This window comes from Mucilaginibacter sp. P4_A11 (genome assembly GCF_056402535.1).
Genome location: NZ_JBFUHE010000021.1, coordinates 23,167 through 47,530 on the forward strand (window position 1 = coordinate 23,167; position 24,364 = coordinate 47,530).

Annotated in this window: 17 protein-coding genes; 6 read left to right on the top strand and 11 right to left on the bottom strand. The window is 42.5% G+C overall.

Annotated features, from left to right (window positions below):
* Positions 1 to 88: 88 nt before the first annotated feature.
* Genes AC1DUD_RS28100 through AC1DUD_RS28110 form a run of 3 tightly spaced genes read right to left on the bottom strand, consistent with a single transcriptional unit; the run spans position 89 to position 5,824 of the window.
* Positions 89 to 1,507 (bottom strand): efflux transporter outer membrane subunit, encoded by a 1,419-nt coding sequence (locus AC1DUD_RS28100; protein ID WP_454801265.1) that lies wholly within the window; start codon positions 1,505 to 1,507, stop codon positions 89 to 91.
* A 3-nt stretch (positions 1,508 to 1,510) separates the two neighbouring features.
* Positions 1,511 to 4,681: an efflux RND transporter permease subunit gene (locus AC1DUD_RS28105; RefSeq protein ID WP_477380746.1), complete on the bottom strand. Its 3,171-nt coding sequence runs from the start codon at positions 4,679 to 4,681 to the stop codon at positions 1,511 to 1,513.
* Positions 4,682 to 4,693: 12 nt separating this feature from the next.
* Positions 4,694 to 5,824, bottom strand: a complete 1,131-nt coding sequence (locus tag AC1DUD_RS28110) for an efflux RND transporter periplasmic adaptor subunit (protein ID WP_477380748.1) — start codon at positions 5,822 to 5,824, stop codon at positions 4,694 to 4,696.
* Positions 5,825 to 6,568: 744 nt separating this feature from the next.
* Between AC1DUD_RS28110 and AC1DUD_RS28115 the strand changes: the two genes are divergently transcribed.
* Positions 6,569 to 6,856 (top strand): hypothetical protein, encoded by a 288-nt coding sequence (locus AC1DUD_RS28115; protein WP_454801268.1) that lies wholly within the window; start codon positions 6,569 to 6,571, stop codon positions 6,854 to 6,856.
* A gap of 234 nt (positions 6,857 to 7,090) precedes the next feature.
* On the opposite strand, the gene AC1DUD_RS28120 is transcribed toward AC1DUD_RS28115, so the two are convergent.
* The 8 genes from AC1DUD_RS28120 to AC1DUD_RS28155 form a co-directional block, all read right to left on the bottom strand.
* A complete protein-coding gene (locus AC1DUD_RS28120) occupies positions 7,091 to 8,164 on the bottom strand; it encodes a PAS domain-containing sensor histidine kinase (protein WP_477380751.1) in 1,074 nt (357 codons plus the stop codon).
* 150 nt (positions 8,165 to 8,314) lie between these two features.
* On the bottom strand, positions 8,315 to 10,726 hold the full coding sequence (locus tag AC1DUD_RS28125; protein ID WP_477380753.1) for a histidine kinase dimerization/phosphoacceptor domain -containing protein: 2,412 nt from the start codon (positions 10,724 to 10,726) through the stop codon (positions 8,315 to 8,317).
* Between the two features lie 8 nt (positions 10,727 to 10,734).
* Entirely contained in the window at positions 10,735 to 12,339 is a 1,605-nt protein-coding gene (locus AC1DUD_RS28130; protein WP_477380755.1) for a sensor histidine kinase, read from the bottom strand.
* A 202-nt stretch (positions 12,340 to 12,541) separates the two neighbouring features.
* Positions 12,542 to 13,288, bottom strand: coding sequence for an SDR family oxidoreductase (locus AC1DUD_RS28135; protein ID WP_454801272.1), 747 nt, complete (start codon positions 13,286 to 13,288; stop codon positions 12,542 to 12,544).
* A gap of 266 nt (positions 13,289 to 13,554) precedes the next feature.
* Positions 13,555 to 14,028, bottom strand: coding sequence for a DinB family protein (locus AC1DUD_RS28140; RefSeq protein WP_454801273.1), 474 nt, complete (start codon positions 14,026 to 14,028; stop codon positions 13,555 to 13,557).
* 77 nt (positions 14,029 to 14,105) lie between these two features.
* Complete coding sequence (locus AC1DUD_RS28145; RefSeq protein ID WP_454801274.1) at positions 14,106 to 14,489, bottom strand: tautomerase family protein; 384 nt, start codon at positions 14,487 to 14,489, stop codon at positions 14,106 to 14,108.
* A 36-nt stretch (positions 14,490 to 14,525) separates the two neighbouring features.
* Positions 14,526 to 15,038, bottom strand: a complete 513-nt coding sequence (locus AC1DUD_RS28150) for a hypothetical protein (protein WP_454801275.1) — start codon at positions 15,036 to 15,038, stop codon at positions 14,526 to 14,528.
* Positions 15,039 to 15,081: 43 nt separating this feature from the next.
* Positions 15,082 to 15,306 (bottom strand): hypothetical protein, encoded by a 225-nt coding sequence (locus tag AC1DUD_RS28155; RefSeq protein ID WP_477380759.1) that lies wholly within the window; start codon positions 15,304 to 15,306, stop codon positions 15,082 to 15,084.
* 452 nt (positions 15,307 to 15,758) lie between these two features.
* Between AC1DUD_RS28155 and AC1DUD_RS28160 the strand changes: the two genes are divergently transcribed.
* From AC1DUD_RS28160 to AC1DUD_RS28180, 5 genes are all read left to right on the top strand, one after another.
* Positions 15,759 to 17,498 (top strand): thiamine pyrophosphate-dependent enzyme, encoded by a 1,740-nt coding sequence (locus AC1DUD_RS28160; protein WP_477380761.1) that lies wholly within the window; start codon positions 15,759 to 15,761, stop codon positions 17,496 to 17,498.
* A 33-nt stretch (positions 17,499 to 17,531) separates the two neighbouring features.
* Entirely contained in the window at positions 17,532 to 18,800 is a 1,269-nt protein-coding gene (locus AC1DUD_RS28165; RefSeq protein ID WP_477380763.1) for an MFS transporter, read from the top strand.
* A 23-nt stretch (positions 18,801 to 18,823) separates the two neighbouring features.
* Positions 18,824 to 20,272: a hypothetical protein gene (locus AC1DUD_RS28170; RefSeq protein WP_454801279.1), complete on the top strand. Its 1,449-nt coding sequence runs from the start codon at positions 18,824 to 18,826 to the stop codon at positions 20,270 to 20,272.
* A 106-nt stretch (positions 20,273 to 20,378) separates the two neighbouring features.
* The gene (locus tag AC1DUD_RS28175) at positions 20,379 to 22,310 is read left to right on the top strand and encodes a sigma 54-interacting transcriptional regulator (protein ID WP_454801280.1); all 1,932 of its coding nucleotides are present in this window, start codon (positions 20,379 to 20,381) and stop codon (positions 22,308 to 22,310) included.
* Between the two features lie 831 nt (positions 22,311 to 23,141).
* Positions 23,142 to 24,350, top strand: a complete 1,209-nt coding sequence (locus AC1DUD_RS28180) for a TolC family protein (RefSeq protein ID WP_477380766.1) — start codon at positions 23,142 to 23,144, stop codon at positions 24,348 to 24,350.
* Positions 24,351 to 24,364: the final 14 nt, after the last annotated feature.

Here is a 24,364-nt window from a genome sequence, read left to right on the forward strand (position 1 = left end):
GTCTTGCCTAACGCAGATAAAAAAAGCCTGTGTTCCGTATTAACGGTCCACAGGCATCAATCAAAACAACATCACTCAAACACAAATTTTAATTCCATCCGCCACCGAGTGAGCGGTAGAGGTCAACTGTAGCATCCAGCCTGGCTTTCTTTATAGTAGCCAGTTCCAGCTGACTCTGTAAGACGTTACTTTCCGCGATGATTACTTCTAAATAGGTTGCCATTCCATTTTTGAATAGCAATTGAGAGTTCCGTGTTGCTTCCTGCAATGTGCCGGTTCGTTGATTAGCCAGATTCTGTTGCTGCTTGAGCTTATCCAGCTTTACAAGGGCATCAGAAACTTCGCCATATGCCGTTAAAACGGACTGGCGGAAGCGGATCACGGTGACTTCACGGTCTACCTTTGCAACATTATAATTCGTGTTCAGCCTTTTCTTGTCAAATAACGGCTGTGTTATTCCGCCGACAACTGTTCCAAATAAAGAAGCCGGTATATTGAACCAATTACTGGCTTTGATGGCATCTAGTCCGCCTTGCGCATTAAGCGTTAGCGATGGGTACATGCTTGCTTTTGCCACGCCGACGTCCGCATTTGCTTTTGCCAGCGCCAGTTCTGCCTGTCGTACATCAGGCCGCCTACGGAGTAATTCTGCAGGCATTCCGGAGGTTAGTTTTTCCGCGATTGAAAGAGAATCCAGGCTGTTACTTCTGCCCACAGGGCTGGGCAGCCTACCGGATAAAACACTTATCGCATTTTCCTGCACTGCGATCTGTTGTTCAAAACGTGGAACCAGCGCTTCAGCTGTCAGCTTTTGAGCCTCCACCTGCTGAATAGCTAAACTGCTTACCTTGCCCGATGTAAATTGCAGCCGGATCAGCGTTAACGTACTATCGTTGAGCAAGACGTTATTCTTGGCGATCTTTAGCTGAGCATCAAGCATAAGCAGATTATAATATCCTTTAGAGATGTCACTAACTATCCTGGTCTGAACAGCTTTACGGGCTTCTTGTGTCGACAAGTATCCTGCCAGGGCAGCTTCCTTCCTGCCGCGAATTTTACCCCAAATGTCAGCTTCCCATGAAAGGGATACGGCCAAGGTATAATCCTCAAGATGTTGCTGCCCTAAAAATTGGTTTAATTGCATTCCGCTCAGACTGTTATCCGATGGCCGGCCTGAACTGGCTGATATACCCAAGCCGACAGACGGGATGTCCCCGAGTTTGGCTTGCTTGAACACGAATTCGGCAGACTGAATATTTTTTACGGCAACCTGGAGATCAAAATTATGGTCCAGTGCGTCGGCAATCAGCGATTTCAATTCCGGATCTTCAAAATAAGATTTCCATGGTAAAGCACCTACTGAAAGAGAATCCTGCGCGTTGTCACGAAAAGCAACCGGCAGGTTCATGTTCGGAACGGCGACATCGCGCGATACTTTACAGCCTTCTATGGTTTGTATGGCCAGCAAAACGATGGCGGCGATACTGTATTTAGTTAACGTTTTCATTGATCAGTTTAAAATTAATTCATCTGCATTAGGGGTAATCTCGACGATCTTTTTGCGGCTCACCCTTTCCTGAAGGCCCTGAAATATGACAAATAATACCGGGATAAATGATAGGCCAAGCATCACACCAACCAGCATTCCGCCTGCTGCGGCAATACTAATCGAGTGGTTGCCGTTCGCAGACGGACCTGTTGCGCTCATCATCGGTATCATCCCGGCAACGAATGCCAGCGATGTCATAATGATCGGCCTGATGCGCAGAGCAGCTGCTTCCAACGCTGACTGGATAAGCGAATGCCCTGCCCTGCGGCGAAGAACAGCGAATTCGACGATCAAAATCGCATTTTTTGAAAGTAATCCGATAAGCATGATCAGTGCAACCTGCACATAAATATTGTTCTCAATACCAGTAATTCCGATGGCCAGAAACACGCCTAATATGCCATTTGGTATAGAAAGGATGACCGCCAGGGGAAGGATGTAACTTTCGTATTGTGCTGCAAGTAAGAGGTAAACAAAGATCAGACACATGCCGAATACGATGACGGCAAGCCCGTTCGAACTTATCTGCTCTTTGGTCAATCCGGAAAATTCCTGGGTATAACCGTCCGGCAGTTTTTTGGTCACTTCATTTACCACGTTGATGGCGTCGCCTGAACTGAACCCTTTCTGAGGCATGACTGTTACTGAAATAGAATTGTAAAGATTATAGCGTTTCGCTGTTTCCGGTCCATAGACTCTTTTCAATTGCACCAGGGTATTGAGTGGCAACATTTCGCCCTTGGCATTTTTAACATAGATGCCATCAATCTTGGATGGATCCGTGCGGTCTTTTACATCTGCTTGTGCAACCACACGATAGAATTTTCCAAACCTATTAAAATCTGATGCCTGGACGCTGCCAAAATAGGTTTGCATTGTCTGCAGGATATCTTTGATGCTTACGCCTAATTGTTTGGCCTTATATTTATCAATTTCGAGTTTAAACTGAGGATAGTTTGCTTTAAAAGTTGTGAAAGCAAATCCAACTTCTTTATGCTTCATCAGTTCAGCAATGAAATTATCCGAAACCGAGGCAAATTTATCCAGTTTAGCATCGCCTGTGCGATCCTGCAACACAACATCAAGCCCGTCCACATTACTGTATCCTCTGATAGAAGGCAACTCGAATGCGAATGCATTAAGGCCCTTGATCTTAGCCAATTTCTGCTGAACAATATTTTTGATTTCAGGAATAGAATTTACAGGTCCACGCTCTGCAACAGGTTTAAGTATAACGAATATCTGAGTGGCTGAAGGGCTATTTGAAAAAGTCAGGAAGTCGAAACCAGCCAGGTTATTTACCTTTTTGATTTGTGGCATGCTTTCCAGCTCTTTCACTGCGTCTTCATCCAATTGTTTCATTCTTTCGAGTGATGACCCGGGCTGCATATTGATCGCAATGCCGATAAATCCGATGTCTTCTGTCGGTATAAATCCTGTTTGGGTCCTTTTGATCATGTAACCTGTTGTCACGGCAATCGCTGCCAGGGCGCCGAGTGTTAACCATTTCTGACGGATCAGAAAGCGAAGGCTGTTGATATAACGATCGGTCAGCATTTTGAAGGTCACGTTAAAAAAGACGAAGAAACGATCTTTGAAATTTTTAGGGGCGTCTGATTCCTCCCCATTATGTACATCCTTTAAAAGCAGGGCGCAAAGTGCCGGGCTTAACGTCAAGGCATTGACAGCAGAGATAACAATAGCGATGGCGAGCGTAAAAGCAAACTGACGATAAAATAAACCGGTTGCACCCTTCATCAGGCCGATCGGTAAGAACACTGCGGCCATGATCAAGGTGATCGAAATGATCGCACCTGTTATTTCGTGCATGGCCTCCAGGGTTGCCGGCGCAGGCGCCAGCTTTTTATGCTCCATTTTAGAATGGACTGCTTCGACAACTACGATCGCATCATCCACTACGATACCGATGGCGAGTACGAGCGCAAACAATGTCAAAAGGTTAATGGTAAAACCAAAAACATACATGAAGAAGAAGGTGCCGATAATGGCCACGGGAACAGCTATCGCGGGAATTAGCGTAGACCGGAAATCCTGTAAGAAAATAAAAACGACAATGAAAACCAGGATAAATGCTTCTATCAACGTATGCTTTACCTGATCGATCGAAGCATCCAGTGCTTCTTTGGTATTATAAAACGTCGCATTTACGATTCCTTTCGGATAGCTTTTTTCGGCTTTTGCAAATAGTTCATTAGCCTGAGTTTGTATGGCATCAGCATTGGTACCAGGTAACTGGAAGATCACGACAGTTATGGCAGGCTTCCCATTCACCGTGTTGGAACTGTTATAAGTATAAGAACCCAGTTCTATGCGTGCAATATCTTTCAGCTTCAGAAACGACCCGTCCGGGTTAGCGCGTATAACAATATCTTCGTAACCTGCAGGTTTAGTCATCTTGCCGTCGTACTTAACGACATATTCAAACGACTCTTCGCTTCCCTCCCCGAATTTGCCCGGCGCTGCTTCCAGATTTTGATCGTTTATCGCCGCAAGTACTTCGGATGACGATATTTTATAAGTAGCCATCTGGCTTGGTTTTAACCAAATACGCATAGCATATTCCTTATTACCGCCTAAAATAAATGCGCTGCCAACTCCCTGGATCCGCTTAAGGTCAGGTATAATATTAATGTTTGCATAGTTGGCAATAAATTGCTGATCATATTTTTTGGGGGTTTCGCTTAAAATTGCCTGAACCATCATCAAACTATTCTGGGCCTTAGCAGTAACAATACCCCGTTGAACAACTTCCGGCGGTAACTGACTGGTGGCTTGTGCTACCCTGTTTTGAACGTTTACAGCGGCCTGATCAGGATCTGTACCTTTAGTGAAAAATACAGAAATAACAAGCGAGCCGTCGTTACTGGCTACTGAACTGATATAGGTCATATTATCCACGCCATTGATTGCCTCTTCCAGGGAAGGCGCAACAGATCGAAGAATAGTTTCAGCGTTCGCACCCGGATAAATGGCTGTTACCTGAACTGACGGCGGCGCGATATCGGGAAAGCGTTCCAAAGGAAGACTGACCATACCCCAAACGCCAAGGATCACGAGTATAGACGATATGACTGTGGCCAGTACCGGTCTATCAATAAATTTCTTTAACATGGTTGATAAGGATTAATTGTTTGCAGCTAATGCTGAGTTGAGGTTGGTTTGCTGAGGTTGGATGAGGTCTCCTTCGTGAAGATGGTCATATCCGCGGTAAACGATTCGATCGCCTGCCTTGAGCCCTTCCTTTACTAAATAGTTATTTCCGCTTTTGCCCGATATGCCGATTTCCTGTTTAACTACTTTATTTTGTTTGTCCACTAAAAAAACAAATGTTTTGTCCTGCATTTCCAGAGTAGCCGATTGGGGAACGATAATTTGGTTGGTTAATCTGAGAGAGAGCCTGATCTTACCGGTATTTCCCGAACGCAGCAGGCCGTTCCCGTTTTTAAATGTGGCACGTACGGTGATCGCGCCAGTGTTACTATCAAATTGTCCATTGATCATGTCCACTTTACCTTTGTTAACGTAGGCACTGTCGTCAGCAAGAATGAGTTCTACAGGAGGAAGACTTTTAATCTTTTCGTCGAGTGTATTACCTGCATAAAGCGATTTGAACCGAATGAAATCATACTCGCCAAGGGCAAAAAAGGCATGAACCTCGTGAATATCTGAAAGATCTGTAAGCGGTGATGGATCAGCCGGGCTAACCACGCTTCCTTCCTTGCGAAGTACACGTCCAATATATCCACTGACCGGTGCCCTGACTATTGTATACCCAAGATTGATTTTTGCCGTAGCGATATCCGCTTTTGACTGTTCCATGTTTCCCATGGCGGTTTCCCGAACCGATTGAGCGGTTTTTAGTTGAATATCCGAAATAACTTTTCCGGATACTAAAGGCGTAAGTTTGTCAACTTCAAGCTGAGCGTTTTTAAGGGTTCCTGCCGAAGCGCGGTAACTGGCCTTAGCATTGTTGAGCTTTTCGATAAATGGAGCCTGATCGATCTGAAAAAGCGGTTGCCCTTTTTTCACAAATGCACCATCGTCAACAAATATATGACTTAAGATACCCGATATTTGCGGGCGGACTTCAACATTGGTAATACCTTCAACTGAAGCAGGATATTCCTGAAAGGTCGAGGCGTCACCTGAGGTTAATTGAATTACCGGAAGCTCTTGTGGTGGCGTTGCTACCTGAGCGGGTTTACCGGCACAGCTGGCCAGGAATGCGAGGATGAATAGATATGGAGTTTTCATTGTTTTGAATTTAAATGTTTAAAATGTGTTTGACTTAATAAATACAACCAGTTGCAAAACGCAAGCAAATATAAATAACAACTGGTTGCATTTTAAAACTGTATTTTTTTACTTGACATTAGGATTACAATAGGGGATTTATGACATAGCAAATATTCGTGATCAGCCTTCTTTCAACCAATCCGTTGTCCCCACTGTAAACCTTTAGAACTCTTTAGAACGGATACCTAACGAAATACCTGGCTAGGTGAGCAGTAGTAATCCAATAAGATGCCATTAGCTAAATACTTGATATACAGTTCAATAATTCAAAGCTTCCAGGAATAATGCTTCTTTATATCGTAAATCGGTAAAAAGATGTACCAAAAAATCATTATAAAACCGTATCAGATCAGTGGAGAAAGCACAAAACACACAAGGAGAATTAAATGAGAGAGGCAACACGCCCTTACTTCAAGGCTCTTTAAGCGCAAGGAAGAAAAAAATTAGTCCGTGCTCATAAAACTCTGAAAAAATTGAGTGTATTGTTTGTAAAACACTTCCAGAATTATTAAATGAGCCTCGTTAAGCAAGCGAATTCAGTATGCTACGTTCGAAAATTAAACGAATTTTTACTTTATCAGCTGTCGATTTACGACAATAAGTAACATTTTTTTTGATTTTTTAATGTAAGTAATTACTATTCAGCACTTTAAAACAAGGCACGAATATTTAATATAGTTCAAGTACCTTATAATCAAGCGCATGAAAACGAAATTCAAACGTATACGGAGATTAAATTTGCTGATTACAAAATCGGTCATCAAACTCCAGGACAGTGGATATCATTTTGACTATCTGATGCTCAACCAAAACGAGTTGTTTTGTATTCAAAGCAGCCAATTGATTCCCGCGGATAGCGCGATGATTAAGTTAATTGACTTGGGATACGATCACCTTCAAAACTGTTATAAATATGTGCATACAGTGGAGGCCTACAACGGCGAAAACGGACTGCTGGTAACTGAAGGGATTTTTTGTAATCAGTGTTAGCGTTTCTCAGAAGTTGCCGATAATCAATGATGTCGCCGCATATAACAGCAAGCCCAAAAAATGGTTGATCGGCATTGGCATGTTGAAAACAGCATATCCCGGACAGGACATTTGTCTGCCTGATTTGATAGCCGATATTCCCCCTGATATTTACCGGCACTTCACCGGACCACCAAAAAAAATCTTTGATTTCAATTCAGTTCTCCGGCCTCAACTTCCGCTGATTTAAGGCATTTAGGAAATGGACGCCTGCAATGGTAAAGTAAAGCTAAAAACAGAACCATGGAGACCTGCACGCTTTGCCCATACCTTCCCTCCATGGGCGATAACGATTTTCTTAACGAGGTACAATCCCAGCCCTTTACTGTTCTTGTTTGTTATAACCTGCTGTCCAGCCTGGTAGTACTTATCAAAGATTTGTTCCTCTAGACCTTCAGGAATTCCCACGCCCTTATCCGTGATATTTATTTCAACATGCCGGTCAATACGGGAAACGGCGATATCGATCTGGGGATGGTTGGGAGAAAACTTTACAGCGTTTGACATCAGATTGATTAGTATCTGCATAATTTTTAGTTTATCTGCTTTTACATATAGGTCGTCCGTTTGCGGAAAGTTAAAATGATAATGTTGATGGATAGAGTTCATTTCAAAAGTAATCGTGCGTATCAATTCGATAATATTGAAAAAACTGAAGTCATATCGCATTTCTTGCTGATCATTGACTGATCTTGTAAGATAATCCGCCATAACCCCGGTTATGGAATTGACGTGCATATCAACACTTTTCAATAAACCTAACTGTTGCTGACTGATGTTTCCGCCAAGCATCTTGATGAGCAACTGCACATTTAGTTTAATAATAGTCAAGGGTGTACTTAACTCGTGATTGATAATGGATAAGCCAAGTGATTCCTCCGACACGGCCTGACCGATATCCTCAATCGTGCCGATCACTTCGTTCACTTTTCCCCAATGCCCGTGATAAGCAATGCCGGTTAATCGTAACCATTTACGCTTTCCCCCAGGAGTCGCTATATTAATTTCGGTAGAAAACCCGGTTTGATCTTTCACTGCCGCCTTAAATGAGCGCAGAATGTCACACCAAAAAGACTGATCAATCTGTTTGAAAATATCGATTAAAAAATATTCTTTCAAACCTGGCAGATCTAGAATTTCACCCGATTTCGAACAAATACTCATTTTATGCGTTTCAAATACAAATTTCCAGCTTCCTTTGACAGTGGTGTTAAACGCAGGTAGCATCGTATTGAACTGGCTAACAGGTAGTATATCGTAGTTATCCATATTTTAGATTGAAATATTTATAACTGGTGTAATCCAATAAAAAAGCCAATAGGTATGGTCCTGATTTTCTTACAGTTAAGTATTACTAAGCGATATTAAGCTACTTTATTTCGAAATACAACCTAGTCTGCGATTAAATACCGTTCAGATCTAAAGAAATGCTTCGCTATCCGCCTTCCGTTCAAAAATAAGGTCGACCGCAAGACCATGGTGATTTCGAAAAACAGGTACCGCATCGACTTGTCCCGATAGCCCAAGGATTAGATTAAACCCAAGCGTTCGACTTGAAGCAGCATCGAAGTCATCAGGCAGACCGGATCCATTGTCCGCCATGCTCAATTTAACGCGGCCGCCGGAAAGCTCGACAAGCTCTACATATATTTTGGCATTCTCCTGAAACAGGAAAGCGTGTTTAATACTATTGGAAAGCGTTTCGTTGATGATCAGTGCTAAAGGAACAGCTTGCGAAAAACTGATATTTAACTTACCCAATTTAAGATCGAACTTGATGAACGAGGCCTTTTTAGGATAATGTTCTTTTAGATATGATACCATTTTCGAAATAAATGCTGCAAGGTCAACACCTTCTGCATTCTGGCTAGGATCCAGTTCCTGATGAATAAGAGACATCGCCATCATCCGGCTTTGACTTTTTTCAATTGCTTCAATTGCGTCATCGTCTGTTATGAAAGTTGACTGCCGGCTCAAAAGATCGATCACTATTTTCAAATTGTTCTGAACCCGGTAATGTATTTCTTTAATGAGTTTATCCTTAGATATCCGAAGTTCTTTATTATCAAGTATGGCTTTTGCTAACAGGCGCTTTTGCTGTTGACCTTCTGACAACTTTCGTATGCGAAATGGAAAGCGAAATATAAATATTACGCCCATCCCGATCAAAAGTAAAGCTAAAACTAAAAATACAATGATCGTGCGGTTTACAGTATTGCTGCTGGACAATGCGCCATTTTCAGATATAGCAACAGGAACTTTACTGTGTGCTTTGATCCTGGCGAGTTCAGATCCATCGGAAATATGGCGCAGTGAATCTATTAAACGATTGTATCTTTTCAGGAAAAGCATAGAACTTGCATATCGTCTGCGCTGTGAATCGATCTGATGAAGCAGCCAGTAAGTCTCTACAAGGTTACCAACAGAAAAATTGCCGGCATCGGGATCCTTTATCAATTTAACCAGATAGGTCCTGCTCTTTTCATAATTCCCTGCGTAGAAATAAAACTGGCCCAAAATAAAAATCATTTCAGCCTGATTAATGTTCCCGCGGATTCGCTCGTTGACAGGCATAAGTGCTTCCGCTTGGAGAAAATACACCTCGGCTTTCTCGTAAAGCTTTAATTTCCTATTGCATTCACCCAATGCGATTAAGGCATCTTGCTTATCAATAGAATTCGTGGGAGGATCCGATATCATCAAGCTGCTCAGCAAATGCAACAAGGAATCATTCCCTGACCTCCCTAAATCTTCATTAATAAAATAGTATAGTAACTTATAGGCATGTGCGCCGTCATTATTACTCATGTACTCTGCAAACGCTTTCCTGTACCATTTAACGGCCTCATCTCTTTTAGTTGCGCCGACGGCATATGCATTGCCCGCCCTGGTATAAAATATGGCAATACTCATATGGTCGCCTGACCGGTCGGCAGCATCAATCGATTCCAGCGCGTATTTTAATTGTCCAACATAATCGCCCTTAACCTGGTGAATGAGACTGATCAAATCACTTGTATAATGCGAATAAGGGAATTTTACGTTCAATTGAAGCTGATAAGAGCGAAGGGCTTGACGCTCTGCCTCAATGATATTTTGTCTGGCAAAATTGAGATAAGCTATATTGGTAAGTACGTTAAATAAATTCGCGGAGTCGTGTAGGTCAGATAACAATACTGCAGCTCTTTCAAGGCAAGCAATTCTGCGGTCTGTCGTGGACGGCAAAAAAGGAAGATACATGCCCTGATAATTCCAGGCTTTGGCGACAACTCCCGAATCGCGTAAACTGGGGGAACGTGTTACCTTATTAAAATAAAAAGACGCCTGCCTTATTTTGCCAGCCTTCAAATAACATTTACCCAGCATGCAATACACCTGAGCTATCCATCGCGTTTCTTTTAAATAGCTGTTTGCCTTTTCAGCCAGATGAAGCCAATATTTACAACTGTCAATATCCCGTTTTTTGAATCCTGGCTGAAAAGCATAATAAGCGCCGAGTAATAACATCAGTCTGACTTTCGGACCTCCACTGAGTTTGGATAGCTGGTATCTTGCTACCCCGGTTTGCCTGTCATCTATCCACTTACAGTATTTTTCAGCATACCCATCATCAATGCCATCTGAAATTATCCTTGAGCGGCTCATGTGATGATACTTCGCGGTCAGCACCAGTGAGCTGTCCAGATCAATGCTTGCCTCATTGGACACCGTTAGGAAAGCTGCGCTTAGTTGCATCAATCCCTTGTTGTTACGCTGGACTGTGTTTTCTTTTTGCGCAAATGCGCACCATGCCGGAAAAACAAGGAATAAAATTAAAGTGTATTTTAACATGGTTGGCGTTAGTAATGTTCAACTTCTTTTTCGTGGCGGAACTCTACGCTCACGGTTACCCCGTCCACCTGCTCAATTTGAAAAAAGCCATGCAGTTGATCACTCAACGCTTTCATCATGATTGCGCCACTTAGGTTATAGGAACAGCTTTTGATATTTAATGAGGTGGTTTGCGAGGCAATGGACAAACGGATCATACCGGGTGATGATACCAATAAACAAATTGAAACTATACAGCTCAACGTTTTTTCATCAATGATTTTTAAAGTGTTAGAAATGGCCTCACCAATAAAAAGTCCTGCGAGTACTGCCTGTGTGTTTCCCATCAGGATTGGATCTGCATAAAACTTCAACGTTGGCGGAACGCCCTTTTCAGCAAGTTTTGTAGTTAGGTAGGCAGCAAGTTCTGCAATATAAGCTACCATGTCGATCTCCGTAGTTTCATCGCTTCCATAGAGCTTTTGATGCATGATCATCATGGTCTGTAAGCGATCCTGGCTTTCATCTATCACATCGATGGCTGTGCCATTATTTAAATATTTTGCCTGCGTGCTCAACAGGCTCATCACCATTTGAAGATTGTTTTTTACTTTATGATGGGCCTCTTTTAATAGCTCCTGAGTTTCGACTTTCAATCTTGCCTGATCATTCAGCAGATCTTTGATAGCATTCTCAGTCAATAGCGTTTCCCTGTTTATCCATACTGTCAGATCCTTTTGTTTTTTCCGTCTGTCCCATACTTTCCAAAAGCACAAACTAAAGGCACAGACGGCTACGATAACTGCCGCGAATTTAAGTGAATGACGATCGACACCCGCGCGGCTGATGTTGGTCGATTCAGCCTTGGGCCTTTGCTTCGCTAGTATAAACTTTTGCTGCATAGCTTTTAAACGCATTTGCTTTTCCTGCCGGAAAAGTGAATCGGTAACGATTTTGTATTGTTGATAATACGCGAAGGATTGTTCGTAATTTCGGGCAGCAGAATCCAGTTTAAATAATATTCGATAAAAATCAGCACGTGCTGCCGGCTTTAAATACGGGCTATCAGCGATGATAATTTTATTGAGCAGTTCATGGGCTGCATCATTTTGACTATACCCATTCGACCGCCACGATTTCAAATGCTTTTTTAACAAGAGGTCGACAAGCATTTGAGTATAAATGGCTTTTTTTAAACGCGCGAGCTTTAACATCAGAACATACTGAACTTTAGCTTTGCCTACCTGGCCCAAAGCAGCAAATACGTCACCGGATATTTTGGCTTTCAACAATTTACTTTTCAGCGTTTTTGCAGGAAGAACTTTAAATTTCCTCTGGATGATTGGATAAGCGGTATTTGCATGTTCGCTAAATAACAGCCCATTAATTTCCAGCAGTAGGGTGCTGTAAAAAAGATCGGCATTAGTACGGGCACTATCGGCCGGAAACTTCGCGATAGTCGGTACCATCAGCGATTGGGACACAGGTATCCTTGTTTTGAAGCGTTTCAGCGGTAATAGATCAGCTCTGCACTGATCAGCATCAGCGAGGAAACAACAGGTACTTATTAAAACAAAGACTAATTTTGACATAATCAACCGGAACGTTCTATAAATAGACAATGCTTTCGCCAATTGAACAATGAACGCTCCGGTTATTGGCTTACCAAAGATATACCATAAAACAACAGTTTGAATATTAGCTATTTACGGAATAGTCGCTTTTTTTATGCTATGATATATCGTAATTCAACGAAATCAGAAATGCGAATACTTTGCTGTTTAACATTTACCAAAGACAGCCTTATCGTTAGCAGTACTAACAGCATCCTGCAAATTAAGAAACGGTTTTGCCGTTAATCGCAAGAAATCCCTTGGCATTGTCGGCAAAATATAATTTGTGAAATTCTTCAGCCGCGCCAACATAGACTTCAAAGCGGTCATCAGCAAATGCATTAAACATTTCCTCTGCGACAAATTCGGGTGATAAACCATTGCTACCGCCTGCATTCTTACTAAATTCAGTGTTTACCAATGGGGGGAAAAGTTCAAAAACACGGATAGGCGAACCATCCAACAGTAACCTTAGAGATTGTGTATATGAATGCAGGGCGGCCTTACTTGCACCATAGGTAGCCCGCTTAATATTTGCGCCAAGGACAGCTACTGAAGTCACGTTGATGATCGCTGAGGCGGATTGCATCTTCAGGGCAGGCATCAGTTTTTCGTTCATACGAATTACCGACAGATAATTAGTCAGCATTTCTTCCTGGGCCAGTGAAAATGCATTGATATTTTCTGCAAGAAGATCATATTGATTTCCCTTCCCCGCGTTATTAATAAGCACATTTAAATCGGGAAAATCTCTGTTCACCTGCGCAACTAAAAATTCCAGATCGGATTCATTGGTCATATCGCAACGAATCCCGGTGGTATTGTTCAACTGCGCTGATGCAGCATCTAACTTTTCCTGATCGCGGCCAGTAATAATAATTTTATTTTGCAGAGAAAAAAGCTTTGCCATCGCAAAGCCGATCCCTGCACTTCCACCGTTGATAAGAATGGTATTACCTGATGTTTTCATATATAGATTAATTATTTATAATAACGATGAATAAGTCAGGCACAGGCTCCGTTGGCCGAAAGGCCGGATTGTCGTTCCAGAATATCCTATGCAAGACCTTTTCCCATGAGCGAAGATGATACCAAATAGCAAAACATTGATATTTAGACAAATACATGAAGCAGGAAATAATTACAGAACGGTATTTCGTAAATCACCGAAACTGATACGAAATACCGAAGCCACTGTCTGTTCAAGCCTGCTGCAAAAAGAACTTGCTACGAGTATTAGTAAAGCAACCTTAGCTGGCCTAAATGATAACTCAGATGGTTGGTCCTGTTCAATAACACACTGTATTTATTGCGAAGTGGGTTTTTCAAGAAATCCTCATCAGTCATTGCTGCATGACGTGCAAGCCAGGCATCCTCAGTCAGTGTTGTAAATTCTTCTTGTAATCGAACGTGAACAAGAAGAAAATAATTTCTCAGCAATCCTGTAAATGACTGTATGAAGGCCGGCTGCTCGCTGTTTTGAACGAATGGTGAATGGAGTTCCGGATAAGCCCGTTTACCTGTACCAAGTATTTCTGACATCGCATCGTTAACAGCGATTAAGTGTCCTACTATGTACCATCCACTGTTCCTGCCTGGTGAAATGGGCTGGGCCAACTGCTCGTCCGACAGTGTCTCAATAATATTTTTAAGTCTGGAAACTTGCAGGTTCCAGCTTGAAAAGGAAAGATTTAAAAATTTATTCTCCATGTTTTTTGATGCAATTATATAAATACCAATCGGTATATTCAGTCATTTTGTTTTAATCTTTTATATTTTCCAGGTACTCAAACATGAGGTTGTATGCCATTAGCAAACGCCCAGTTTTCCCATGCGGTTTCCTGAAAACAGACCATCACATCATTAGGTGATACATTAATCCCATCGAGCCTAGCCATTAAATCTGCAAGTAGCATTTTTTTTACTTTAACACTTCGTCCCACGGAGAAAAGGATCTCGATGATCATAAAACTTTCGGTTCGGGATGTCTTGAGTTCCGGGTAGAACGAATCATATACAAAATTATCTTTGTTCAATTCGATTACACGTTGAAACCTGTCATGTTCAGGAGTGCCCGCTTTCGTAACGATGCATTCATGAACCTGGTTAAGAATAGCGTGCTTCTCTTCGGTTGTTCTGCCTTCCAGGAGGGTTAATGTTATTAATGGCATGTTAACATGAATTTTGGAGATATGATATTATGGATCCTAATAATTAAAGCCATCGGATGAGAGAATTACCCCTTGGTGAGCGTATGTAACACTGGTAGCAAATATTTCTTCATTAACGTGCATGGACTCATCCCCAATCCAGATGCGCGCATCAGCAACTATCAGTTCCCCTTTGATCGAAACGGTTGCATCAGGATGCATTGCTTCCAATTCCTTTGCGATATGAGTACCGAATCCGGAATATGTATCTTCCCCAAGCTGTAAAATATCCAACACCGGCATTTCCCCGCCTTTGCAGTACACTGTAACGCGCCAGGGAGATATGGTGATAGAAACTTTAGTCCCTTCTACTATCTGATTTTGTCGAATGACTACTGCAGTTCCATCTTCAAGGGCGAAATCAGCGTCCAGCATCAAATCGGTTTTAGCTTTCGCATGATAAAAAGAGCAGATAGTCAGGAATTCAGTTCGTTGCTTTTCGAAAGCATAACTGATGGATCTTTGTTTACTGAGGTAAAGATTAGTTCCAAAAATAAAGCCGTGTAACATATATATTAATTCGTTTTCTTTCTTGCGTTAAATAAAAAACTGATCAGGTACGAATGGTCAGCCTTTTTGAACGGTATAGTTTCCAAACACGCCGGCAAAGGCGGAAAACATAGAGCAGGCCTAAAAGGACTGCAAACAATTCCGCGCCTGAAATGATTGACAGCAAAATATTTGAACCTCGCATAGACGTTCCTTCCCTGTTTGCCAAGCCGTATGAAATATCAGGAAACATTGCAATAAGGCCGAGATTTAAAAGTCTTTTTTTCATACCCTTAGTTTTAAATGACTCCCGCAACAAAAAATCAAAAAGATCCATTGGCGGCAATTCTTTAACTCGAAATATGTACCAAAGTATAAACACCTAATAAAGAATCTTTTATAATATTTCGGTTTTTTTTACTGGGACGTTATTTCGTAAAACAACAGCGTCCTCTATGAAATAACGCAGCGAATAATCCTGAATTCGTTGGATCGACAGCACCTTATCTTCTGGCATCACTTAATCAGAAGTTATATGTGCCACAGTTTTTCGTTCTTAATCTTAAGTTTTTACGATATAAAACAGCGAAAATTGGAGCTATTGCTCACAATTAACTGATTGCCAATAATTTAAAAAATGGCATTTCCATTGCAAATTCACGACATACTGGACATTGTTTATCAGACAAGTGCAGGCGAACAATCTCTAACCGTTTTAACATTTATCTAATTTTTAAAATTATGTCAAAAAAAGCAGCCCAACAATTAGTCGACATGCTTGTCCAGGCGGGTATTAAACGCATTTACGCAGTAACTGGCGATAGCCTCAACGAACTCAATGAAGCTGTAAGACTTACCCCTGAAATACGCTGGATACACGTTCGTCATGAGGAAGCCGGGGCATTTGCCGCAGCCGCAGAAGCGGAGCTAAATGGGTTAGCTTGCTGCGCCGGGAGTAGCGGACCAGGACATGTCCATTTGATCAATGGCCTATACGATGCGCACCGTTCAGGAGTACCGGTACTTGCTATCGCATCAACCTGCGCTACAACTGAGTTTGGTAGCGATTATTTCCAGGAGACCAATGTGATCAAATTATTTGATGACTGCAGTCATTATAATCAGATAGCGGCGACGCCAGCACAATTACCCCGAATGACGCAGGCAGCTATACAACATGCCATACATAAAAAGGGTGTTGCGGTGATTGGTTTACCAGGCGATGTTGCGGCGATGGATGCGGTGGAAGTTCATTCAGCACAGGCAAATTATTTTAGTAAAGCGGTGATTACGCCTGCTGCAGAAGAGATCGCGGATCTGGCTGAACTGATCAACCGAAATCATAAAATCTGCATTTTCTGTGGAATTGGGGCTGCAGAAGCCCATACTGAAATTGTTGAATTGGCTGCATTGTTAAAGGCGCCCGTTGGCTATTCATTTCGTGGTAAAATGAGCATACAACATGACAACCCAAATGAAGTAGGCATGACTGGGCTACTTGGACTCCCTTCGGCTTATCATAGCATGCATGAAAGTGATCTGGTCCTGTTGTTAGGAACCGACTTTCCATATGTACCCTTTATACCTCAGGATAAAATTTTGATTCAGATCGATACAAAACCTGAACGTCTTGGACGCCGGGCAAAGCTTACGATGGGTCTTTTTGGTGACATTAAAAGTTCGCTTAGTGCCCTATTGCCACTTATCCTGGCCAAGCAGGATGCAAGCTTCCTGGATGCACAGTTACATATCTACGCAAAAGTAAAGGAGCATCTGCAGATTTACGTGAAAGACAAGGGGCATGTGGACGCTATTCACCCGGAAGCTGTCGCCCAGACCCTGGATAGTTTAGGTACAGATGACGCGATCTTCACTGTTGATACCGGGATGTGTTGCGTATGGGGCGCTCGCTATATACGCTCCACTGGTAAAAGGAGTATGTTGGGATCATTCATTCATGGTTCGATGGCTAATGCCTTACCCCAGGCCATTGGTGCGGCGTTATCTAATCCCTCAAGACAGGTCGTGGCGATGTGCGGTGATGGCGGCATCTCAATGCTCCTTGGCGACCTGGCAACTATCAAACAATATGAACTCCCGATAAAGATCATCGTGTTCAATAACCGTTCATTAGGTATGGTTAAACTGGAAATGGAGGTTAACGGCCTCCCGGACTGGCAAACCGATATGCTCAATCCGGATTTTGCCATGGTTGCACAAGCTATGGGAATAAAAGGCCTTTCAATTCATGACCCTTCGATGTTGGAAGCATCGCTGAAAGAAGCTTTCGATTATGCTGGCCCGGTGCTTGTAAATGTATTCACGGATCCGAATTCCCTGGCCATGCCGCCGAAAATTGAATTGAAAATGGTAAGCGGCATGGCCGTATCAATGACCAAACTAATGCTGAGCGGCAAATTTGACGAGGTACTTGAAACGGTCAAATCCAACTATAAGCATTTACAAGACCTCACCGATTAATTAAATAGCTGACCAGTACTAAATTATATGTATATGAGTGATTTAAACAACAATGCTAATCAAAACTCACAACGTAGGGCTTTCGTAATCGCTTGGGTGTTTGGTTTGATCTTCTATTTTCTGGAATATGTGATCAGGTCGTCACCGGCGGTAATGCTTAGCGAACTTTCAGGAATATTTAATGTAAACGCCTTAGGGGTAAGCACCATCCTTGGCACTTATTATTATACCTATTCCGTAACCAGCCTGATCGCAGGCGTTGCACTTGACCGTGCAGGTGCAAAGTATTCCATATCCGTCGGGATTGGAATTCTGGCGCTCGGGTGTTTCTTATTTGCGATACCCAGTACGATCATGGGTGATACGGGCCGGTTATTACAAGGTGCGGGTTCCGCATTTGCATTTACAGGCTGTGTATACCTGGCGTCTCACGGTTTTGCCGCACGTTATATTGCTACGGCTATAGGTTTTACACAATGTGTGGGCATGATGGGTGGTTCAGCCGGTCAATTTATTGTGGGTCCATTAATCCATAACGGACTTCCGGTAGCCACTTTTTGGACGGGAATTGGCATTCTCTGTGCTGTAGTTTGCCTTTTACTTTACTTTACGACCCCAAGCGAGGACAAAACAGCGGAGCACCAAAGTAGCTTATGGAGTGTGGTGACACCTTATAAAATTGTTTTTTCCAATCCCCAGTCGTACTTGAGCGGTTTATTATCAGGTTTGCTTTTTGCGCCGACTACCATCTTCGCTATGACCTGGGGCGTTGCCTTCTTTCAACAAGACCGGTCCATGTCATATCAATCCGCAGTCTTTGTTTGTTCCATGGTACCGCTCGGATGGGTCATCGGCTGCCCGCTACTGGGATGGGTTTCAGATATAATCGGAAAGCGTAAAATAGTTCTTACAGGAGGTATTGCCATCATGCTGTTAGCTTTTGGCCAGCTTGTCTATCTACCCGGAATGATCTTACCGGCTGTATCCATGCTCATATTCGGAGTAGCTTCGGGCGTCGCGATGATACCTTATACAATTATAAAAGAAGCGAATCCGGACCAGGTCAAAGGCAGTGCTACCGGAGCAATCAACTTTCTAACCTTCAGCATTACAGCGCTGTTGGGGCCAATATTTGCCAGCAAATATGGAAAGTCGCTCATGCATACGTCCGAACATGCAAAGCACTTTCAGGCAGCTGGATTATTTATAATCACAATCACCCTTTTTGCACTTCTTATCAGTCTGATCATCCGCGAGACCGGAACCGGTAAAAAAACTCCAGGCGCCTCCATCGGCCATTAACAAGAAAGCTATAACGAAGCGATATGAAAAAAATATGCACCACCGGATTGTTGTTTTATTTCATCTTGACTGGAGTAATTCCAGCTTTTGCGCAGGGCGGGTCTCCGGAGTATAAAGATGGCATGACTTTAAAGCTGGATAGTTCGGGCCATAAGTACATTCGTTTCTTTAGCTGGGCCACATTCTGGGCCAGACAGACAAACGCAAATCCCGGAACCGCTGTGAACGGTGTAGCCAATAGCAATTACACGGATTTTAGTCTCCGACAGTTTCGGCTGGTAACCTTAAGCCAGTTATCGCCCCGTTACCTAATACTTGCAGACATTGGCATCGACAACCAGAGCTTCTCAAGTGGAGGAACTGCAGGAGGCGGAAATACCGGAAATGGAGGGCCTACCTTTGCGGGTACGCTTGGCAAAAAATCTGAACTTTATGTACATGATTTATGGAATGAGTACGCTATTTATCCTGATAAAGACCCAGTTACAGGTCATGCTAATAATGCCACACTTTACATCGGCACAGGCCTGCATTATTGGAATGGCATCAGCCGCATGACAAGCTCGGGTTCCGCAAACTACCTGGCGTTGGATGTTCCCTTGTATAACTGGCCATTGGTTGATCTTTCCGATCAATTTGCCCGGCAACTAGGTATATATCTGAAAGGTAATATCGGCCGGTTATCTTACCGTTGGGCGGTGAACAAGCCTTTTACTGTTTTGTCGACTCCCGCCGTATTTTCCACGATGACGCCAGACAGCGCTTTTGCTGTAGACGATAACGCAACGGGCAAGATGGCCACGACAGGTTATGCGGCATGGCAATTTTTTCAAAAAGAAAACAGCCAGCTGCCTTATACCACAGGGACATATGTTGGAACTATGAAGGTTTTCAATATTGGTGCGGGGTATTACCATACACAGGACGGCACCGTTACTCAAAAAAACAACACGGTTAGCTCGACGCTGATCCGGCATCCGATCACTTTATGGGCAATAGACGCATTTGTTGATCTTCCATTCGGAGGTGGCAGGGCAAATTGGGCCATTACCGGTTATTCCGTTTATTATCACTATGATTTCGGGCCGGATTATCTCCGCTATGGCTCAATTATGAACGAGAACGTAAGTATGGCACCAGGATTTACGGGAAGAGTATCCCAGGCTGGTTTCGGCAATTCAGCCCCAATTATCGGGAGCGGCTATTCATGGTTCAGCCAGGCAGGTTTGTTGCTTCCCAAAACACTTTTTGATGAAAAAATCCGTGTTCAGCCGTTCGGGGAGTTTAGTTTACAGCAATTCGAACGTTTTGGGTCGGCTAAATTTACTTACTGGAGTGCAGGAGGGAACATTTATCTTGACGGCCATCATGCCCGCATATCTTTCAAATATCAAACACGCCCGATCGTCGTTAATAATTCACAGAATGGATCGAAAGGATCGTTTATCCTTGCGACGCAGGTCTATCTTTAGTAGGATCTCAGGTAAGCGATGCAAGGATCAAGTCGTTTTAACTATTATGTTCTTATATTTACCGCGGGTATGTAAACCCGCGGCTAAATATCGCAACAGTTAAAATATGAAGAAAAATATCCTGATCATAGAGGAGTCTGCGATTGAAACTGCCAGTCTGCAAGCTATACTGCAGGATCAGGATTATGAGGTAACAGTCAGCACCCCTGCATCGGCCAGTTTGATTTTGCAGGGCGAAAGAAAGCCTGATTTATTATTGCTGCCTGTTTTTATTGCCAGTGATCCAAATGGATTGGAATTAGCTTGGGTCTGTAAAGACTTTTCCATTCCTTTTGTCTTTATATTACCGAACTCAGATCAGGATACACTTGAATCCGCGAACAAAACACAGCCTTACGGATTCTTATCACGTCCGCTCCGTAAAAAGGATGTGGTTTCCACAATAGCTCTTGGCCTATCGCGTCACCAGCACCATCAAAATTTCCAGTTCAATCTGAGTAAATGGCTAAATGGACTATTGGTCAGCATTATGAACTGTGCAGGTGATGACGAGCAAAGACTAATGTGGCTAATCAAGGCTTTCCAGCCCTTTATTCAATTTGATAATGTTATTGTTAACCTTGACCTGAAAAACGGAGGCAGGGAGTCCGTTTACGCTTTTGAGCGACTTGGATTAAATGAATATCGTCGTAAGGACCATATTTCGTATATCAGAAAAGCAGAATTGGAAGACCTGGACCTCCGTCTATACCGGAACAGGGCATTAGAAAAGACTGGTGTATACGTAGAAAACGGCGAGTATTTTGATCAGGGCTGTAAAAAGTTTCGCTTTGCGAGTAAACTCCGCGAATTTTACAAGATCAATTCTGAAATGACTATACCGCTAGTCAACGTAGAAAAAAAGCTCTATGCTTCCATCGGTTTTTACAGCACTGAAAATGCTCCTTTCTCTCATGAGCAGGCGGATCTCTTAAGGTTGGCAGCACCATTTGTTAGCAACGCTATCGCGTGGATAAAAGATAGTGGACTGGCATTAAACTCGACTCAAAAAGACGGTTATTCCATAGACCATGTCCGTTCCCCGGAAATTTTCAAAAACATCGTGGGAAACAGTCTTAAGTTGCTATCGGTATTAGACCAGGTCACACAAGTAGCTCCATTTGATACAACCGTTTTAATCACCGGTGAAACGGGAACCGGTAAGGAATCGCTTGTTGATGCAATTCACCAGCTCTCAAGCAGGAATCAGCGCCCGCTTATAAAAGTAAATTGTGCAGCCATCCCGGAGACATTGATAGAGGCTGCATTTTTTGGTTTTGAGCGTGGGGCATTCACTGACGCGAGTGAGAGAAAAATAGGATGGTTTGAAAAAGCGCACGGGGGCACTATATTTCTTGACGAGATTGGGGAACTGCCATTGTTGCTACAAAGTAAATTCCTGCGGGTTCTACAGGAAAAGGAAATTCAAAGAATTGGCGGAACATCAACAATAAAAGTGGATACGCGAATAATAGTGGCTACCAATAAAAACTTAAGTGCTGAAGTTGCAGCCAAACATTTTAGGCCGGACCTTTATTTTCGTATTAACGTTTTCCCCATAGAGATTCCACCATTACGGGAACGAAAGGAAGACATTCCACTACTTGTATCCCATTTCATCAATAAATTCACTACCGAAAGAAACGTACCTTTTAAGACCGTAAGGCAGGAAGCGCTACGTCAGCTGGTCAGTTACGATTGGCCCGGGAATATCAGAGAATTACAGTCTGTTGTTGAACGCACGGCATTAACAGTTATGGGAACAGAAATCCAGGAATTCCTGCTTCCGGACAATTCTGCTTCTGGTGAAAATCAGCGCGAGCAGGAGCACCTGGAAACTTACCAGGAAATGGAACGCAATCATATACTCAAAGTCCTGAAAAGCTGTAAAGGTAAAATAAACGGTAAAGGTGGCGCAGCGGAAATTCTTGACCTGCCTCCGACTTCATTGAGCGTAAAAATGAAGAAGCTCAAAATCGGATGGCACCATACCTATTAATTAGGATAAGTTAAAATAACAGCCATTGCAAGAAAAATCCCTTTTCATTATAGCAGGTAAACTCCCTTAGAAACGCATCTGCAATCAAACTAACTTCCACGCCGATCTACTTCCATGGCGTCTCATCTCTGCATAATTGCTGAAAGTAAATTATTCCGTCTTAATTCAATTATAGAAAAACAATAGTTCAGAAGGAATAATTATTGATGAAGTCATAACGTGTCTATATCCAAGTTCGTCTTACGCTATATAGTATCTCTATTAGTTGAAATACGAAATAAAGCAATAACAAACTCTCCAGGCTTTAAATTATCAATTGATTATCAACTCATTACTCACTGGCACTAAAATAGACTTTACTCTGAAAAATGATCCAGTTGGCTGCGCTCCATTAGGTTGTGCGATAGGCATCTCTGATTTTAGAACCAGACGCCGTTGAAAGCATCCCAGCAAGCGGTAACAACTGATATTATAAAACAATATTTACTAATGGATTAGAATATTAATGACACATACGCACACGGTGCATGGCTGAAAATTTCAGTGATATCATTCTCATAACCCAGACAATCATGCCAAGGCTACAAAAGCAAGCCTGATTTTACCTGGCCGTAATGAGTTTCATTTAATCAGGGTACAAGTTTTTCAGGCATGGAAACTTCGGGAATACATGAATTACCGTCCCAAATCAATCATCGGAGTCTGAGCATTCAGGTTCATTATTATCTCGAAATGAAAACGTTAACATTGATCTGCTTGTTATTTTGCTTTAATCAGGTCTTCGCACAGGATACAGTGACCAGAGTGTTATCGCTAACGGAACTTTTTCAATTGACCGAGACTAACAGTAAACAATTGCAGGCCTCGAAGCAGAACGTAGGCATTAACGAAGCCCGTACAGAAATTGCAAGTTCCCAGAGGCTGCCTGAAATTGTAACCTCGGCTGATGCAGGTTACCTTAGTACCATAGCCATTCTTAATCCAAATTTCTCTTGGTACACCAATGTAAAGACACCACATTTTACCAACAACTATTTTTTAGAAGCAAGTGAGACATTATACAAGGGCGGGACTATCCGTTTAAATATAAAAAAAGCGAAGCTTAATGAACAACTGGCGGGGCTTAATTTTGAAAAAGACCGGCAGGACATTAAATTGGTGTTATTAGGCAGATACCTCGAACTTTTCCAGCAATATAATAACCGACGGATCTTCACTCAAAACATCCTCCTGGCCCAGAAAAGACTTGCTGACCTGACAAAACTTAAGCGACAGGGTTTAGTAACCCAGAACGATGTAATTAGAAATGAATTGCTCATTTCAGATTTTAAACTTGATCTTCAGGAAACCGAAAATAATATAACCATCCTAAGCAAAGAACTCCAGGTTGTACTTGGGCTACCCGGCACGACACGTATATTGCCCGATACGACAATAGCTGCCCAGCCGGTCGAGGTGCGGAGCATCGAAGAATACAATGCTTTAGCACAAAACAACCAGCCAGCTATCAGTGCCAGCAGATTAAGTGAAAGAATTGCTGCCAAAAACATCGAATTAGAAAAAGCAACAAGACTTCCTGAAGTTTCCTTATACGCCGGCGATGCTTTGCAGAGGCCATTTTTAAATACGCTTGAGCCTTTAAATATTTATTATAACGCGTATCAGGCTGGAATCAAAATTAAATATAATATATCGTCTATATATCATGCCAAAGATCGTATCAGGCTGGCCAGACTGGAACTGGAACAGCAGAAAACTCAAACCATTTACCGGCAGCAGCAGGCAGAAATAGAAGTCACTACAGCTTTTACGCGTTACCAGGAAGCGAGGGAACATTTTACAACTTTAAGTAAAAGCCTGGAACTAGCGAATGATAATTTTAGGGTTGTTCAAAAAAAATACATCAATCAGTTAGCGCAGGTTACCGATATTCTTGACGCGAGTACAGCAAAGCTTTCAGCAGAGCTTCGGTTAAATAATTCAAGGATAAATATCATCAACCAGTGGTACAGATTACAAAAAGCAGCCGGTAATTTTTAAATTTTTAACATACA

What these genes read in the sequence shown, in the direction of transcription:
- AC1DUD_RS28100 (WP_454801265.1), bottom strand. Translation starts at nt 1,507, where the DNA reads ATGAAAACGTTAACTAAATACAGTATCGCCGCCATCGTTTTGCTGGCC.
- AC1DUD_RS28105 (WP_477380746.1), bottom strand. Translation starts at nt 4,681, where the DNA reads ATGTTAAAGAAATTTATTGATAGACCGGTACTGGCCACAGTCATATCG.
- AC1DUD_RS28110 (WP_477380748.1), bottom strand. Translation starts at nt 5,824, where the DNA reads ATGAAAACTCCATATCTATTCATCCTCGCATTCCTGGCCAGCTGTGCC.
- AC1DUD_RS28115 (WP_454801268.1), top strand. Translation starts at nt 6,569, where the DNA reads ATGAAAACGAAATTCAAACGTATACGGAGATTAAATTTGCTGATTACA.
- AC1DUD_RS28120 (WP_477380751.1), bottom strand. Translation starts at nt 8,164, where the DNA reads ATGGATAACTACGATATACTACCTGTTAGCCAGTTCAATACGATGCTA.
- AC1DUD_RS28125 (WP_477380753.1), bottom strand. Translation starts at nt 10,726, where the DNA reads ATGTTAAAATACACTTTAATTTTATTCCTTGTTTTTCCGGCATGGTGC.
- AC1DUD_RS28135 (WP_454801272.1), bottom strand. Translation starts at nt 13,288, where the DNA reads ATGAAAACATCAGGTAATACCATTCTTATCAACGGTGGAAGTGCAGGG.
- AC1DUD_RS28140 (WP_454801273.1), bottom strand. Translation starts at nt 14,028, where the DNA reads ATGGAGAATAAATTTTTAAATCTTTCCTTTTCAAGCTGGAACCTGCAA.
- AC1DUD_RS28145 (WP_454801274.1), bottom strand. Translation starts at nt 14,489, where the DNA reads ATGCCATTAATAACATTAACCCTCCTGGAAGGCAGAACAACCGAAGAG.
- AC1DUD_RS28150 (WP_454801275.1), bottom strand. Translation starts at nt 15,038, where the DNA reads ATGTTACACGGCTTTATTTTTGGAACTAATCTTTACCTCAGTAAACAA.
- AC1DUD_RS28155 (WP_477380759.1), bottom strand. Translation starts at nt 15,306, where the DNA reads ATGAAAAAAAGACTTTTAAATCTCGGCCTTATTGCAATGTTTCCTGAT.
- AC1DUD_RS28160 (WP_477380761.1), top strand. Translation starts at nt 15,759, where the DNA reads ATGTCAAAAAAAGCAGCCCAACAATTAGTCGACATGCTTGTCCAGGCG.
- AC1DUD_RS28165 (WP_477380763.1), top strand. Translation starts at nt 17,532, where the DNA reads ATGAGTGATTTAAACAACAATGCTAATCAAAACTCACAACGTAGGGCT.
- AC1DUD_RS28170 (WP_454801279.1), top strand. Translation starts at nt 18,824, where the DNA reads ATGAAAAAAATATGCACCACCGGATTGTTGTTTTATTTCATCTTGACT.
- AC1DUD_RS28175 (WP_454801280.1), top strand. Translation starts at nt 20,379, where the DNA reads ATGAAGAAAAATATCCTGATCATAGAGGAGTCTGCGATTGAAACTGCC.